This window comes from Tenacibaculum sp. SM2510 (genome assembly GCF_057002845.1).
The window spans coordinates 1,392,764-1,407,622 of record NZ_CP192703.1 but is presented as its reverse complement, the minus strand read 5'-3'; the positions used below and the strand labels follow the sequence as shown (position 1 = coordinate 1,407,622).

At 30.4% G+C, this 14,859-nt stretch carries 15 protein-coding genes, 2 tRNA genes and 1 pseudogene; 5 read left to right on the top strand and 13 right to left on the bottom strand.

Going from position 1 to position 14,859, the window contains the following annotated elements; all coding sequences use genetic code 11:
* Window positions 1–67: 67 nt before the first annotated feature.
* The 3 genes from ACQ629_RS06275 to era form a co-directional block, all read right to left on the bottom strand.
* Window positions 68–2,839 carry an outer membrane beta-barrel protein gene (locus ACQ629_RS06275; RefSeq protein ID WP_483707083.1) on the bottom strand — a complete coding sequence of 924 codons (2,772 nt, stop codon included), beginning with the start codon at window positions 2,837–2,839 and terminating at the stop codon, window positions 68–70.
* Between the two features lie 84 nt (window positions 2,840–2,923).
* Window positions 2,924–4,228 carry a ribosome biogenesis GTPase Der gene (gene der, locus ACQ629_RS06270; RefSeq protein WP_483707082.1) on the bottom strand — a complete coding sequence of 435 codons (1,305 nt, stop codon included), beginning with the start codon at window positions 4,226–4,228 and terminating at the stop codon, window positions 2,924–2,926.
* A gap of 162 nt (window positions 4,229–4,390) precedes the next feature.
* Window positions 4,391–5,272 carry a GTPase Era gene (era, locus tag ACQ629_RS06265; protein WP_483707081.1) on the bottom strand — a complete coding sequence of 294 codons (882 nt, stop codon included), beginning with the start codon at window positions 5,270–5,272 and terminating at the stop codon, window positions 4,391–4,393.
* A gap of 138 nt (window positions 5,273–5,410) precedes the next feature.
* On the opposite strand from era, the gene ACQ629_RS06260 reads away from it, so the two are divergent.
* Window positions 5,411–5,483: transfer RNA gene (locus tag ACQ629_RS06260), tRNA-Met, on the top strand.
* A 37-nt stretch (window positions 5,484–5,520) separates the two neighbouring features.
* Here ACQ629_RS06260 and ACQ629_RS06255 read toward each other — a convergent pair.
* The 8 genes and pseudogenes from ACQ629_RS06255 to ACQ629_RS06220 all read right to left on the bottom strand — a co-directional run bounded on the left by ACQ629_RS06255 (window position 5,521) and on the right by ACQ629_RS06220 (window position 9,483).
* Window positions 5,521–6,273, bottom strand: coding sequence for an FAD-binding domain-containing protein (locus tag ACQ629_RS06255; protein ID WP_483707080.1), 753 nt, complete (start codon window positions 6,271–6,273; stop codon window positions 5,521–5,523).
* A gap of 129 nt (window positions 6,274–6,402) precedes the next feature.
* Window positions 6,403–6,798 (bottom strand): annotated as a pseudogene (locus ACQ629_RS06250) (cryptochrome/photolyase family protein); the annotation flags it as partial.
* Window positions 6,799–6,835: 37 nt separating this feature from the next.
* Entirely contained in the window at window positions 6,836–7,003 is a 168-nt protein-coding gene (locus tag ACQ629_RS06245; RefSeq protein ID WP_483707079.1) for a cryptochrome/photolyase family protein, read from the bottom strand.
* Complete coding sequence (locus ACQ629_RS06240; protein ID WP_483707078.1) at window positions 7,000–7,128, bottom strand: DUF2256 domain-containing protein; 129 nt, start codon at window positions 7,126–7,128, stop codon at window positions 7,000–7,002. Before ACQ629_RS06240 ends, ACQ629_RS06245 begins: the two co-directional genes overlap by 4 nt.
* Before the next feature lie 16 nt (window positions 7,129–7,144).
* On the bottom strand, window positions 7,145–8,605 hold the full coding sequence (locus ACQ629_RS06235) for a cryptochrome/deoxyribodipyrimidine photo-lyase family protein (RefSeq protein ID WP_483707077.1): 1,461 nt from the start codon (window positions 8,603–8,605) through the stop codon (window positions 7,145–7,147).
* A 4-nt stretch (window positions 8,606–8,609) separates the two neighbouring features.
* Entirely contained in the window at window positions 8,610–8,900 is a 291-nt protein-coding gene (locus ACQ629_RS06230) for a TIGR03643 family protein (RefSeq protein ID WP_275315753.1), read from the bottom strand.
* Between the two features lie 7 nt (window positions 8,901–8,907).
* The gene (locus tag ACQ629_RS06225; RefSeq protein ID WP_483707076.1) at window positions 8,908–9,309 is read right to left on the bottom strand and encodes a DUF2452 domain-containing protein; all 402 of its coding nucleotides are present in this window, start codon (window positions 9,307–9,309) and stop codon (window positions 8,908–8,910) included.
* 9 nt (window positions 9,310–9,318) lie between these two features.
* Window positions 9,319–9,483 (bottom strand): Lacal_2735 family protein, encoded by a 165-nt coding sequence (locus tag ACQ629_RS06220; RefSeq protein ID WP_275315752.1) that lies wholly within the window; start codon window positions 9,481–9,483, stop codon window positions 9,319–9,321.
* A 169-nt stretch (window positions 9,484–9,652) separates the two neighbouring features.
* On the opposite strand from ACQ629_RS06220, the gene ACQ629_RS06215 reads away from it, so the two are divergent.
* The 3 genes from ACQ629_RS06215 to ACQ629_RS06205 all read left to right on the top strand — a co-directional run bounded on the left by ACQ629_RS06215 (window position 9,653) and on the right by ACQ629_RS06205 (window position 12,305).
* Window positions 9,653–9,725 (top strand) — tRNA-Met (locus tag ACQ629_RS06215).
* 140 nt (window positions 9,726–9,865) lie between these two features.
* Window positions 9,866–10,312 carry a protein-disulfide reductase DsbD domain-containing protein gene (locus tag ACQ629_RS06210; protein ID WP_483707075.1) on the top strand — a complete coding sequence of 149 codons (447 nt, stop codon included), beginning with the start codon at window positions 9,866–9,868 and terminating at the stop codon, window positions 10,310–10,312.
* A 22-nt stretch (window positions 10,313–10,334) separates the two neighbouring features.
* Window positions 10,335–12,305, top strand: a complete 1,971-nt coding sequence (locus ACQ629_RS06205; protein WP_483707074.1) for a protein-disulfide reductase DsbD family protein — start codon at window positions 10,335–10,337, stop codon at window positions 12,303–12,305.
* Between the two features lie 65 nt (window positions 12,306–12,370).
* Here the strand turns inward: ACQ629_RS06205 and ACQ629_RS06200 are convergent, their stop codons facing one another.
* Window positions 12,371–12,640 (bottom strand): DUF3781 domain-containing protein, encoded by a 270-nt coding sequence (locus ACQ629_RS06200; protein WP_483707073.1) that lies wholly within the window; start codon window positions 12,638–12,640, stop codon window positions 12,371–12,373.
* A 409-nt stretch (window positions 12,641–13,049) separates the two neighbouring features.
* On the opposite strand from ACQ629_RS06200, the gene ACQ629_RS06195 reads away from it, so the two are divergent.
* Complete coding sequence (locus tag ACQ629_RS06195) at window positions 13,050–14,015, top strand: PorP/SprF family type IX secretion system membrane protein (protein ID WP_483707072.1); 966 nt, start codon at window positions 13,050–13,052, stop codon at window positions 14,013–14,015.
* On the opposite strand, the gene murI is transcribed toward ACQ629_RS06195, so the two are convergent.
* Window positions 14,012–14,806: a glutamate racemase gene (gene murI, locus ACQ629_RS06190; protein WP_483707071.1), complete on the bottom strand. Its 795-nt coding sequence runs from the start codon at window positions 14,804–14,806 to the stop codon at window positions 14,012–14,014. The two genes, ACQ629_RS06195 and murI, sit on opposite strands and share 4 nt — an antisense overlap.
* Between the last annotated feature and the right edge of the window lie 53 nt (window positions 14,807–14,859).

Below are 14,859 nucleotides of genomic sequence, written 5' to 3'. Positions count from 1 at the left end.
ATTAAATAAAGCGTATAAAAAAAGTTCTTATTTTTAATAAGAACTTTTTTATGATGTATTGTGTTGATTAAAAATGCATGTTGTAATCTCGTACTTTTCCTTTTTTACCTAGGCTATTAAATTTCCAACTAAAGCCTAACATAAAATATCTTTCTAATATAGTGCTTTCTGAATCTTCAATGTAATTAGATGTGGCTCTACGCTGTGCATTTGTATTCTGATTTAATAAATCATACCCTTTTAAGCTTATTGTTCCTTGATCTTTTAATACAGAATACGCTAATGTTGCATTCCAGAACCATGCAGATTTATTAAAACCAACAACGTTAGGATTGTAAGTGTATTTAACATCATTTCGCCATTCTAATTTTTTAGGGAAATTTGTTTTTGTTCTTATTGTTAACGTTTGTCTTACAAAATCTTGATTTTGAACAGTATTTATATCGTATTTAGTTTTTGAAAAAGAAACGTCATAACGCGTTTCAATAGAAATAAGTTTGTTCCAGTCTAAAGTAAGCCCAATATTAGGTCTTAAAGAGGTGGTCTGTGCACCTTCTTTAATATTGTTTACAATATTAAAGTTTTTATAAACGCTAATATTAGACCCAGCTCTAAGTTTTAATGTAGTAATAGAATCTAATTTCACTTTTTTACTATAACTACCACCTCCCCAAAGATCATAACCGCCATCCGTATTTTCGTAAGTTGAATTTTTAATAAACTCATCAGAAATAGACGTGTTAGAGATAATTTGATTTTTAAACATACTACCACTTACATATAAATAAATACCTGTACCAGCTTGCCAATTAAACTTGTTAAAATTAATATAAGCTCTGTGGTTTTGCGTTGGTTTTAATTCTGGGTTACCCGTAATTATATTTGATGGATTACTTACGTTTTCAAAAGGTTGAATTTGATTAATGCTAGGCACTCTATTTGATAACCGGTAATCTAAATAGATAGAAGCCTTAGAGTCAAATCGGTATCTAAAACCAGCATCTAAAGCGATATTGTTAAATTTTTTATTTAAGCTTAGGTTAGTACGTAGTTTGTCGTTGTTTTCTAAGGTTCTGTTTACAAAACCAGTTTCGAAATTAAAACGCCATTTTTTAGTCTTATAAATCAACTCAAAAGAAGGTGTTTTTGCAATGTCGTTATAGGTAAAGTCAGAACTTAAGCTTTCGTTAAAATCGGTATACTGTTGCGAAGAATTATTAAAATCATAGGTATCTTGCTTATTTTCTCTTTCATCACTTTGATAACTGTATTTAGCGTCTAAAAAGAACTTTTTTGCGACTAAAGGAAAACGATATGTTACCATGGTATTGAAACCAACTAAATTATCTGATATTGTACTTTCTTGATCTCTAGTTTCTGAACTAGGGTTGCTTCCAAAAACCTCAATAGTTGATTTGTTTATTTCATCTGTATTAGATTCATCTACTTGATTTGTAATAGAAGCCTTAATAAAAGCACCTTTTGAACCTAGTTTTTTGGTAATATCAATAGTGTTTTTAAAATTATTGGCACTAGATTTAGCAAATGAATTACTAGTGTAATTGTTGGTAAGAACATTATTTTCACTTAAAGATTCTTCTTCTCTGCTGTTATTACCTTCTCTTTTATTGAAAACAAATGAAGGACTTATGTTAATTAAAAAAGTTGAATCTATTTCGATATCGAATTCAGTACTAACACTATGATTATGGTTTTCGTCATTTGATGTAGAGCTGGCGTTAGAAAAATATTTTCTATCAGGAAGCGTATATTCTTTATTGCTCTTAGAAGCGTCATTAGAAGAACTACCAGAATAAAAATAATTGGCATTTACGTCAACTTCTTTTCCGTATTGATCAGCATATGTTGCTCCTGCAGTTTTAGATTTTACAATTCCGCTACCTCCACCAAAACGTCTACCGTTAATACTGAAACTACCATTACCACCAATCCAGTTGTTTCCGCCACCAAACATTTTTTGAATCTCCCCAAAACTAAATCCTGGTGAATTTATATTGTTTGTACTTGCTAAAACACTAAAACGTTGATTGTTGTCAAAGCGATTTACCATTGTTGCTCCTTCATATCGTTTGTCGGTTCCTGCACCACCAGATACTCTACCAAACCAGCCTTTGTTATTTTCTTTCTTTATAGTTAGGTTAATGGTTTTGTTATTAGCGTCACCTTTTTCACCAGAAAAAGCTTCAGATTTTGATTTTGTATCTGTAATCTGAACTTTTTCAATAATCTCTTTTGTTAAGTTTTTTGTAGTAATACTAGGGTCGTTACCGAAAAAAGGTTTTCCGTTTACTAAAATTTTATTCACTTCTTTTCCGTTAACGGTAATTTTACCTTCTTCATCAACCTCAACACCAGGTAGTTTTTTTAGTAAATCTTCAACATTAGCATCTTTTTTTGTTTTAAAAGATTTTACATTAAACTCTAAGGTGTCTTTTTTTATTGTGATAGGTGCTCTAGAGGTAACAACGATTTCATTAAGTAAGCTGCTTTCTTCTTCTAAATTGATGGTTCCTAATTCAAAATTCAATTTTTTATCTAAAGAAATAACTTTACTAAAGCTATTCATACCTACATATGATACAAATAATTTTAAGTTTTTGTGATACGCTTTACCTTCTAAAGAAAAACCTCCTTTATCATTTGAGATTGTGTAAGAAATAACAGTGCTGTCTTTTGCTTTTTCTAAATGGATTGTAGCAGCTTCAATAGGAGTATTCTCTTTCTTAGAATTTATCTTACCGGTTATTTTAAATTGATAAGATTGTGCTAGTATATTTGTAGCAAGTAGTAGGGTAAAAAATAAAAGTAGTTTTTTCATCATCTTTATAGCAAGTTAATTTATTAACAGGCAAAGGAAATGAAAAAACTACTTTTAAAATAGTTAATTTATGTTAAACCTATTTTATTTTTGTCTAAAATAGATAATGATAGGCACTCCGTTAAAATTATAATGTTGACGAAGTTGGTTTTCTAAATAACGTTTGTACGGCTCTCTAATATACTGAGGTAAATTTGCGAAAAAAGCAAATTGTGGCGTATACGTAGGTAACTGCATACAGTATTTAATTTTTACGTACTTTCCTTTAATTGCAGGAGGTGGATTTTGCGCTAAAATCTCTAACATCGTTTCATTCAATTTACTTGTTTGAATACGACGTTTTCTGTTTTCAAAAACTTCAACAGCAGATTCGATTGCCTTAAAAATACGTTGCTTTGTTAATACTGAAGTAAATATAATAGGCACATCACTAAAAGGAGCAATTGTCTGTCTTATTTTAGCTTCAAAATCACGCATGGTATTTGTTTCTTTCTCAATTAAATCCCATTTATTGACAAGTATAACAACACCTTTTTTGTTCTTCTCTGCTAACCAAAATATTTTTTCGTCTTGCCCTTCAAAGTCACGAGTTGCATCAATAACTAAAATAGCTACATCACAATGTTCAATAGCACGAACAGCTCGCATTACAGAATAAAATTCTAAATCTTCTTTTACTTTTGATTTTTTTCTAATCCCAGCAGTATCTACTAAGTTAAATTCAAAACCAAAACGATTGTATTTTGTGTCGATAGAATCTCTTGTTGTACCAGCTATATTGGTAACGATATTTCTGTCCTCACCGATTAAAGCATTGATAAAAGATGACTTTCCTGCATTAGGACGACCAACAATAGCAAAGCGAGGAAGTTCGTTTTCTTCAACTTCTTCTTCTTTAGGAATCTCTTTGGCAACAGCATCTAACAATTCACCTGTTCCACTACCGTTTATAGATGATATGGTATAATAATCACCTAATCCAAGGTTGTAGAATTCAACAGCATCTGCGTCACGCATTGCATTATCTACTTTATTTACAGCCATAATAAGTGGCTTCTTAACTTGTCGTAACATTTTTGCAACAGCATCATCCATAGGAGTAATTCCTTGCTCAACATCAACAACAAACACAATAATGTCAGCTTCTTCAATAGCTAGCTGTACTTGTTTGCGTATTTCTTCTTCAAAAATATCATCCGACCCGACAACATATCCACCAGTATCAATTACAGAAAATTCCTTTCCGTTCCATTCAGACTTTCCGTAGTGTCTATCTCTTGTAACTCCACTTACAGAATCTACAATAGCTTCACGACGTTGTACTAAACGGTTAAATAAAGTGGATTTACCTACATTAGGCCTTCCAACAATGGCTACAATACTACTCATTTTGCAAAAATTTGTGCAAAGATACAACTTACGTTATGAAATTAAGCCGAATTTTAAATAGTATGCTGTTTTTACAGCATTGTTACTTACTTATTTAAAATAATAAATAAGTAAGTGTATACTTTGTATTTTAAAAAAAAGTTAGTTAGTTGTAAAAATTATTTAATCCTTGTACCCGAATCGTTTTAACTGACGGTCGTTAGATCTCCAGTTTTTATTCACTTTCACATAAAGTTCTAAAAATACTTTTTTATCAAAAAACACCTCTAAGTCTTTGCGAGATTCTGTTCCAACACGTTTAAGCGCAGCTCCTTTGTGACCAATTATAATTCCTTTCTGAGTATCACGCTCTACCATAATGATAGCACGAATTTTTATGATGTCTTCTTCTTCAACAAATTCTTCAGTTTCTACTTCTATAGAATACGGAATTTCCTTCTTGTAGTGTGTTAGAATTTTTTCACGTATTTTTTCGTTCACAAAAAAACGTTCAGGTTTGTCTGTCAATTGATCTTTCGGATAAAAAGCAGGTGCTTCTGGTAATAACTCTTTAATTTTAGTAAAAACAGAGTCGATATTGAATTTTTCTAAGGCAGAAATTACATATACAAAGGCATTTGGCACTTTATTTTTCCAATATTCAATTTTTTCTTCAACCTCTTCTTGTGATGATTTATCAATTTTATTTAATAATAATATGACAGGAATATCACTGTGAATTATCTTATTAAAGAAAGCTTCATTTTTTAATTCTTTTTCGCCCACTTCAACCATGTAAATTAATATATCGGCATCATCAAAAGCAGCTTTTACAAAATCCATCATAGAATGTTGTAGTTCATAAGCAGGTTGAATAATACCTGGAGTGTCAGAAAAAACTACTTGATGGTTATCGTCGTTTACAATACCTAAAATACGGTGTCTTGTGGTTTGGGCTTTAGAGGTAATGATTGATAATTTTTCACCAACCAATGCATTCATTAAAGTTGATTTCCCAACATTTGGGTTTCCGATGATGTTTACAAATCCTGCTTTATGTGTCATGCTGCAAAGATAAGCTGTTTCAATTAAAAAAAGATTTTTTTATAAGGCTGTTATTGTAGGTGTTAAGAAAAAATTTGTTTTAAAAAGGTGTTTTGTTAGGATAGAAAGAATAAATAGCGGTATATTTGCACTCGAAATCGCGGGATAGAGCAGTAGGTAGCTCGTCGGGCTCATAACCCGAAGGTCACTGGTTCGAGTCCAGTTCCCGCTACTATAAAACACCTTACTTTTTTAAGTAAGGTGTTTTTTTATGCTCTTAATAGGTAGTTGTTTGCTTCAGTAAGATGGTTTTGTCGTTTTTCCTCAGGCATTTTATCAAACATATGAACTAGCATTCCTAATCGAGGATTTGATAAAAAGAAATCACGATGTGTATGCATAAATCGCCAAAAAAGCCCATCCCAAGTTTTTTGCCACTCACCTTTTTTATAATTACTCATTTTTAGTATATAATTACTGCCGCTTATATATGGCTTTGTAGCCATTAAACCTCCATCTGCATATTGGCTCATACCATAAACATTTGTAACCATTACCCAATCATAAGCATCAATAAACAGCTCCATAAACCATTTGTAAACTTCGTTTGGATCAAATTCACACAACATCATAAAATTCCCTAAAATCATCAACCTTTCAATGTGATGACAATATCCTGTTTGTAATAATTTTTTTATAGTTTTATCAATTGGTAAAATACCTGTAGTACCATTGTAAAAAGAAGCGGGTATTTTCTTTTTAAATTTCCAAAAATTAGTAGTTCTTTCGTCGCTTCCTCTGGCTTCATAAACACCCCTTATAAATTCTCGCCAACCAATAATTTGTCGAACAAAACCTTCTGTTGAGTTAATAGGTATTTTATTTTCTATAGCGTATAGTAAGCAAGCATCAATAATTTGTTTGGGTGTTATTAAACCTACGTTTAACATAGGAGTTAATACACTGTGGTTTAGTATTGAGTTTTCTGCTACAATAGCATCTTCATAAGTGCCAAAATCCATAAAACGATGTTCGAAAAATTGGAGCAACCATTGCTTTGTAGTTTTGTAATTTGTAGGATATAAAGAATATTCGGTAAGACTACCTAGGTTGTTTGAAAAATGTTTAGCTACATATTTTTTAGCCTCTATATAATAAGAGTCTACATCTGGAAAATGTATTATTGGAGGTGTTTTTTTAGCAGGATATTTTTTTCTATTTTCAGTATCAAATGTCCATTTTCCTCCGATGGGTTTGTTATCTGAATCTATAAGAATTTTACGTGCTTTTCGTTGAGCTATATAAAAAGGTGTTTGATGATATTTTTTATTATCCTTAGTAATAAGGGAAGAAATCTCTTTTTTAGTGTTTAGGAAAAGAGGAGAATTATATTTTTTGATTGAGATATCATTTTCTAAACAACTTTTCTCTATTCTTTTTTGAAGCCAATCGTCAGTAGTATCTATATAGTTTACGTGTGCTATTCCTTGTTCTTTTAAAAAAGGAATTAAAGTTCTTATGTCTGAATTTTTATTTACAGCTTCAATATAGTTAACCTCTATGCTTTTATCTTCTTTAAGAAAATTAGCGTATTTTTTTCATTGTTGCTCTATGAAAAGCTATTTTTTGTTTATGAAAATTATATTGTTTGAAAAATAAAAACTCTTCAATTAAATAGGTAGAAGCTTCTGTATTGAAAAGTGGTGATTTTTCAAATAATTGATGAGGAAATATAAGGTTTGCTTGTTTCATTTGTTTTTTCGGCAGCGTTGACTGCAGTATTTTACATCTTCCCAGTTTTTTTCCCATTTCTTACGCCAAGAAAAAGGTAGCTTACAAACGAGGCATGTTTTTTTAGGAAGGTGTTGTTTTTTCATTTTAGAAATTAAAATTTTACTTTTTTTTGTTAACGTGGGTGTTAAGAATTCTGTTTTTTTCTTTTTGTACAGTAGGATGTTTTTTGTGTGCCCATATTTTATCTCTAGCAGTACGGGCGCTTTCTTGTAGGTTTACAATTGGCAACGGATAGTCTTCACCAATAAAAGTTTCACAAAAAACCTGCTCTATATACGTCATTTTCCATGGTTCGTGAATATTGGCTGTAGGAACATTTGATAGTTCTGGAATCCATTTTTTTATAAATACACCTTGCGGATCATGTTCATAAGAGTTCTTTACAGGGTTGTATAATCTAACTGTGTTGATACCTGTTGTGCCTGCTTGCATTTGAAATTGAGGATAATGAATACCTGGTTCATAGTCTAAAAAATACCTAGCTAAATGATAAGTTCCCTCTCTCCAATCTTGATCGAGATTTAGAGTTAAAAACGACACAAGCATTGCTCGCATTCTAAAATTAATCCATCCAGTTTCCTCTAAAGCTCTCATGCAAGCATCAATTAAAGGATAACCAGTAGTTCCTGTTTTCCATGCTTTAATGAAGGCGATGTTTTTTTTATGTTCTAATAATTCATAACCTTTATTTATACAAAGAGTCTCATAACTAGATTCAACCTCAAATTTTTGAATAAAATGACAATGCCAATGTAAACGCGTTAACATTCCACTAAAAGCTCTATCATTGGTAGTTCCGTTAGGATGTGTACCTACAAATTTAAAAACTTGTTTAATACTGATGTTTCCCCAGGCTAAATAAGGAGAGAGTCGGCTACACGCCATTCTGCTTTCAGTGGGTTTTGATATGTGTTTATGGTAGTTAAAACCTCTTTTTAATGTAAATGATTTTAAGTAATGCCATGCATTTTGTTCCCCAGCAGGTTGGTGGTGTGAAGGGTAATTTTCTAATTTTGCTTTTAAATCCTTAGGTATTTTAAAAGGATGCGTTATGTTAATGCTTGTTTTATTAGAATACTCATTGTTAATAATGGGTTGATGCATTGTTTTATGCCATTCATTATTCCAATTTTTCCTATTATTAATACCTCTTAAAATACCATCACGCTGATATTGTTTCCAAAAAATTGAATTTTTTTCGCAAAAAATAGCTATTTTTTTATCTCGTTCCCAGGTTATTTGAGTACCACTTTCTTGATAGCTAAATAATTTATTTATATTAAAATTAGTGTTTAAGTAAGTGAAAATAGTTAAGCTATTTTCATAAAATAAATGCACACTTTTATTGTGTTTTTTTAAAGTGGTGTTAAGTACTTTTATAGAGTGGTATATAAAGCTAAGATGTCGTATGCTAGTATCTGGATACTCAATAATTTCAGGCTCAAATAAGTAGATAATTATATATGGAATATCTGATTTTTCAGCATTAAATAAAGGCTCGTGATCTAAAGAACGTATATCACGCTTTAGCCAAACAATATTTATAGTCTGTTTATTCAAATTTTTATCTCTTGCTTATTTTATTCCCAGAAATAGCTTTCTGACGAGAGCATTTAAACCTAGTTATGTCCGAATTACGTTTTTTTAAATGTTTTTGACTTACGCCACTATTTACACGTTTTCGCCATCGCTTAAAGCTAGATTCTTTTAAATTACCTCTCATTAATTTAATAACTTCTTTTTCGGGTAATTCAAACTGAAATAAAATAGCCTCAAAAGGAGTTCTGTCTTCCCAAGCCATTTCTATAATTCTATTTAATTCTCTTTCCGTAAATTTATGATTGTGTAATGCCATACTAAAATTAAATTTTTTCCCAAATTTGATCTACAGTCAAATAAAAACTCCCTAAAGGATTAAAGTTACATTCATTAGGAGATATGATTGATAAAAAATTTTCATTTTCATTTCTTTTGTACAAATGATAGATTTGACCGATAATAGGTTCAAAAGAAAATTTTGCAGCAAATATTAAGTTATTATACTCAAACTGTTGCATCATTTCTTTATATTCATCTTTAAGCTCCATATATTTGGCTGCTACTTTATGATTTATTTTATTAATGCTTCTGTTTTTCCAAGCAATTGTATCTGTAGTTGTAATTACCGGTGCTCCAACTGATGTTGCATATGGTTTAAGAGCTGCGTCGTATTTTTGAGTTTCTGTATTAAAAACTACATTGTCAGGTTTTTTATCTTGCGTCATAAAAAAAGGTTAATTCAGTTTTTCTATTTGTTTCATTATTTCTTCAGCTTCCATAGTCTTTTGATCACTCATTTTTCTGTTAACCGTAGATAAACCGTAGGCTTCTTTTAAAAGTTGTTTATATTGATCTTGTAATTTTTCTTTTGATGATTTTTTTTTAAACAATCCAAACATACACATAGTTTTTTGTAAGAATAAGAGGTGATTTTTATGTAAAGATACAAAACGTTTAATAAATACATATATTTGTTAAACAGAATAAATAATGCATGTTTTTTTTGACAAAAAAATTAATGTTTTTTTGTTTTAATGTAATTAAAAGTAGTACATTTGCATCCGAAATCGCGGGATAGAGCAGTAGGTAGCTCGTCGGGCTCATAACCCGAAGGTCACTGGTTCGAGTCCAGTTCCCGCTACTACAAAAGAGTAATCATTTATGGTTACTCTTTTTTTTTGTTTGCATATTTAAAAGTTAAACTTTTTAAATACAACCTAATTTAATAAAGAAAGATGTTATTTTTACAAAAAATAGAACAATCGTTTTAATTGTATAATAATGAAGAAATTAGTATCAATCTTACTATTTGTAATCAGTTTTGTTTCTTATGGGCAAATTCATAACCCTGTAAAGTGGACAACATCAGTAAAAAAAATATCAAGTCAAGAAATAGAGTTAATAGCCACAGCAACCCTAGATGATGAATGGCATATATACTCACAGGAAATACCAAAAGGAGGTCCTATACCTACATTGTTCTCATTTTTAGGTGATAAGAGGTATTTAAAAAAAGGAAATACAAAAGAAGGGGAAGGGCATGTTGTAGATGATGAAATGTTTGATATGCGTATAAAATACTTTAGCAAAAAGGCAACCTTTAAACAACGCATAAGATTAAAAAGTGAAGAGAAGTTTATAATCAAAGGTACAGTAGAGTACATGGTTTGTTCTGATGAAAATTGCTTACCGCCTAAAGAAGAAGATTTGTATTTTGCAATTAATTAAATAAAACATCAATAACGTTTAGATGAAAAGAATAATTATACTACTGTTTAGTTTATTAATAAACATAACAGTTACGGGTCAGATATTTAATCCTATAAAGTGGACAACTAAAGTAGAAAAAATATCAGATTCAAAATTTAAATTAATAACAGAAGCGACTATAAAGGAAAACTGGAGTCTTTATTCTCAAGAAGTACCAAAAGGAGGGCCCATACCAACCACTTTTACTTATGATGATAACGGTGGTAGTTTAAAATTAGTAGGAAACACAAAAGAGCCTAAAGGAAAAGTTAAATTCACAAAGCTTTTTAGTGAAGAAGGAATGAATATTAAGTCATTCGCTTACAAAGCTGTTTTTGAACAAGAAGTAGAATTAGTAGACTTAAAAGTTAAAGAGGTAATTGCATTTGTTGAATTTATTGCCTGTACAGACGAAAAGTGTTTGCCTCCAAAAGAAATTGATTTAGTTTTTGATTTGACAAAGAGCGTTTCTAAGAGTAACGTGATTGCTAACAAAACTAAATCTGATGATGATTCTGAAGAAAGTAAAAAAGGACTGCTAAGTATTTTCTTTATTGCTTTTTTATCTGGTTTTGCAGCATTGTTAACACCTTGTGTTTTTCCGATGATTCCTATGACGGTAAGCTTTTTTACCAAACAAAGTAAAAGCAAAGCTAAAGGAATAAAAAATGCAATTATTTACGGAATATCAATTATCGCAATTTATGTTTTGCTGGGCACTGTTGTAACCGGAGTTTTCGGAGCCGATGCTTTAAATGCTCTGTCAACTAATGTATGGTTTAATATTTCTTTTTTCTTGATTTTAGTAATTTTCGCAGTATCATTCTTAGGTGCTTTTGAAATTACTTTGCCTAGTTCTTGGGCTACAAAAGTAGATTCTCAAGCGGATAGAGGAGGTTTAATAGGTATATTTTTTATGGCGTTAGCTTTAGCAATTGTTTCTTTTTCTTGTACAGGGCCAATTGTTGGTACATTATTGGTTGAGGCAGCATCAAAAGGAGGATTAGCACCAATTATAGGCATGCTAGGTTTCTCATTAGCAATTGCATTACCATTTGCATTATTTGCTGCTTTTCCTGGTTGGTTAAATTCATTGCCAAAATCAGGTGGATGGTTAAATACTGTGAAAGTGGTATTAGGATTCTTAGAATTAGCTTTAGCGTTTAAATTTTTATCGAATGCCGATTTAGTAATGCAATTACACTTGCTAGAAAGAGAAGTGTTTATTGCTATATGGATTGCTATATTCGGAGCTTTAACCCTGTATTTACTTGGTAAAATACAATTGCCACACGATAGTCCACAAAAACATATTTCTGTAGGAAGATTATCTTTAGGTTTGGTTGTAGGAGCGTTTACTATTTATATGTTGCCTGGTTTATGGGGGGCACCTTTAAACTTAATTAGTGCTTTTCCGCCACCACAACATTATAGCGAATCGCCATACGGAGTAGGGTATACAAAACAAAGTGCAATTACTGTTTCTAATAATGAATCTGATACTCATAGTAATTTACCAGAAGGAGCACATTTAATGCCTCCTCACGATATTATTTCTTTTCATGATTATGATAAAGGATTGGCTTATGCTAAAAAAATAGGTAAACCTGTAATGATAGATTTTACTGGTCATGCTTGTGTTAATTGCCGTAAGATGGAACAGAACGTTTGGGTAAAGCCTAAAGTACTTAATGTTTTGAAAAATAAAGTTGTTTTAATATCTTTATATGTTGATGATAAAAGAGCTTTAAAAGAAGATGATATTGTTGATTCTAAATTAAATCCTGGTAAAAAATTAAAATATATCGGTCAAAAATGGAGTGAATTACAAACATTAAAATACAAAGCAAATTCGCAACCATTTTATGTTTTAATGGCGCACGATGAAACTAATTTAATACCACCTGTGTCTTACACGCCAAATGTTGATGAATATTATAATTGGTTAGAAAAGGGTATCGCTAATTTTTAAGAATAGATTTCAAATAAAAACCACTTTAGAGAATTCTAAAGTGGTTTTTATTTGAAATTATATGATTAGAGTTTATTGTTATAAATTTTATCAACGGTTATGATTCTATAAGTATTAGCATTTACTGTTATTTTTATATTATTAGTATTATTCGAAATGTAAAAATTCTTGCCAATTTTTTCAAAAGACTTTAAATCAGTTTCTTTTATTAATTCATAAATCAAATTTTGTATTTCCTTTTTTGAAAATGAAACTGCTAGTTTTTTATTAATTCGTTGATAAACTAGTTCGGTGTAGCAATGTTTTTCTAAAATATCTTGTTTATTTATAACCATTTTAGCTTAGGGAGTATAACAATCAAAATTATGTAAATAATACAAGCGTATTAATTAGGCTTTTTTGTAGAATGTTTTTTTATGCCTAGTATATAAATTGAGGCACCAGTTTGTTTAATTTATTAGAAAAAACCCTTCAAATTTCTTAAAATTAATAAAACGAAACTGGCACTTTTCAATTTCTTTTTCTAATACAAAAGTAAAATTAGTTTCGTTAATTATTATAAATTAATCGTTAAAATTTATAGAAAAATCAGTAGTTACGTAAAGTTATAGTTAACAGATGTATATGGTTTTAACCAGGGTTTTTATAGTCGATAATAATTAAAAAATACACCTAATTATTTTATTGAGGGTATTTATTATCTCACTTGTTTTATATTTGAAGGCTATTAGTAATTAAAATGTTATGAAAAAGATTATAGTCCTGTTTTTTTTAATTTATTTATCTAAAACATACGGACAGGAAACATTACCTATATATGCAGATTATTTATCTGATAATGTTTACTTATTGCATCCAACCGCAGCAGGTATTGGAGATTGCGGTAAATTGCGCTTAACAGCACGCCAGCAATGGATTGGAGTTAAAGAAGCTCCTTCCTTACAAACAGCAAGTTTTCATGCTAAATTCAATGAAAACTCAAATGCAGCTTACGGGTTTATTCTTTTTAATGATAAAAATGGGTATCACTCTCAAAAAGGTTTACAAGCTACTTATGCGTATCATTTAAACTTAGGAAATGATAATTTATTTAAACAGCTATCATTTGGTTTATCAATGTCTGTAGTTCAAAATGAGGTAGATCAAACAAGGTTTGTTAATGACCCTACTGTTAGCCAAATAGTGCAGAGTGATTTTTATTTCAACGCAGATTTTGGACTTTCTTATCACCATAAAGGTTTTTCATCGTATTTTACTGTAAAAAATATTATGCTATCAGCAAAAAACGATTTAAATCCAGATTTTGAATCTCTTAACTTAAGAAATTATATTGTAGGGTTGGGTTATTTTTTCGGAGATGAAAATAAATTACAATTCGAGCCATCTGTGATGTTACAGTATAAAGAACAAACAGGTGAAAAGATTGCTGACGTAAATTTTAAAGTTTATAAGAAATTAGAAACAGCTCAGTTGTGGGCGGCATTGTCTTATCGCAGAAGTATAGATAGTAGTTTGTTTGGTGATGCTCATTATATTACTCCAATAGTTGGGGTAAATTATAATAACTTAATGTTTTCATATACATACACACAGCAAAGTGGAGACGTGGTTTTTTCTAACGGTGGATTTCATCAATTATCTTTTGGAATAAATGTGCTATGTAGAAAGCGTAGAGGATCAGCTTGTCCTAATATAAATGGAAGTTTTTAAAAATCTAAATTGGCCACAGTCGCTTTTTTATAATCCTCTAAAATAAAATCTAAAACGGTTTTATCTTTATTTATATAAAAAACGTTTTTAATATTAGCATTTGAATTAGACATAAGACCTTCTCTGATTAAGATGTTCTTTGTTTGTTTTGCAACAGCTTCACCTGAATCTATAATTTTTATATTATCCCCTATTATTTGTCTTATTTGAGGTATTAAATACGGGTAATGTGTACAGCCTAAAACAATACAATCACATTTAGAGATAAGCATTGGTTTTAAATGTTTATGTAATAAACCTGTCATCGCTGTTGAGTGTATATCACCTTTTTCAATAAGTTCAACTAAGCCAGTGCCAACTTGTTCTATAATGGTAATATTTTGATTAATAGTTGCTGATGTTTCTTCAAATAAACGGCTATTAAGAGTTCCTTTAGTAGCCAAAATACCGATAATTCCAGTTTTAGTTTGAATAGAGGCAGACTTAATAGCTGGCTCTATACCTATAATAGGTATGCTATAATTATCCCTTAAATAGTCTATGGCGTTTGTTGTAGCGGTATTACATGCTACAACTATAAGTTTACAACCGTTATCTATTAAAAATTCTGTATTCTTAATAGATAAGTCTAAAATTTCTTTCTTTGATTTTTGACCATAAGGAGCATTTTTACTGTCAGACAAGTATATGGTACTCTCATTTGGTAATAGTTCGTGAATTTCTTTCCAGATAGAAGTACCACCTATTCCAGAATCAAAAATACCAATAGGTTGTTGATTATCTTTTTTCATAATATAACAAAAATAAAAATCCTGCTGAATTCAGCAGGATTTTTTGTAATATA

What these genes read in the sequence shown, in the direction of transcription:
- ACQ629_RS06230 (WP_275315753.1), bottom strand. Translation starts at nt 8,900, where the DNA reads ATGGCATTACACAATCATAAATTTACGGAAAGAGAATTAAATAGAATT.
- ACQ629_RS06245 (WP_483707079.1), bottom strand. Translation starts at nt 7,003, where the DNA reads ATGAAACAAGCAAACCTTATATTTCCTCATCAATTATTTGAAAAATCA.
- ACQ629_RS06210 (WP_483707075.1), top strand. Translation starts at nt 9,866, where the DNA reads ATGAAGAAATTAGTATCAATCTTACTATTTGTAATCAGTTTTGTTTCT.
- ACQ629_RS06220 (WP_275315752.1), bottom strand. Translation starts at nt 9,483, where the DNA reads ATGTTTGGATTGTTTAAAAAAAAATCATCAAAAGAAAAATTACAAGAT.
- ACQ629_RS06200 (WP_483707073.1), bottom strand. Translation starts at nt 12,640, where the DNA reads ATGGTTATAAATAAACAAGATATTTTAGAAAAACATTGCTACACCGAA.
- der (WP_483707082.1), bottom strand. Translation starts at nt 4,228, where the DNA reads ATGAGTAGTATTGTAGCCATTGTTGGAAGGCCTAATGTAGGTAAATCC.
- murI (WP_483707071.1), bottom strand. Translation starts at nt 14,806, where the DNA reads ATGAAAAAAGATAATCAACAACCTATTGGTATTTTTGATTCTGGAATA.
- ACQ629_RS06275 (WP_483707083.1), bottom strand. Translation starts at nt 2,839, where the DNA reads ATGAAAAAACTACTTTTATTTTTTACCCTACTACTTGCTACAAATATA.
- ACQ629_RS06225 (WP_483707076.1), bottom strand. Translation starts at nt 9,309, where the DNA reads ATGACGCAAGATAAAAAACCTGACAATGTAGTTTTTAATACAGAAACT.
- ACQ629_RS06255 (WP_483707080.1), bottom strand. Translation starts at nt 6,273, where the DNA reads ATGGATTTTGGCACTTATGAAGATGCTATTGTAGCAGAAAACTCAATA.
- ACQ629_RS06205 (WP_483707074.1), top strand. Translation starts at nt 10,335, where the DNA reads ATGAAAAGAATAATTATACTACTGTTTAGTTTATTAATAAACATAACA.
- ACQ629_RS06195 (WP_483707072.1), top strand. Translation starts at nt 13,050, where the DNA reads ATGAAAAAGATTATAGTCCTGTTTTTTTTAATTTATTTATCTAAAACA.
- era (WP_483707081.1), bottom strand. Translation starts at nt 5,272, where the DNA reads ATGACACATAAAGCAGGATTTGTAAACATCATCGGAAACCCAAATGTT.
- ACQ629_RS06240 (WP_483707078.1), bottom strand. Translation starts at nt 7,128, where the DNA reads ATGAAAAAACAACACCTTCCTAAAAAAACATGCCTCGTTTGTAAGCTA.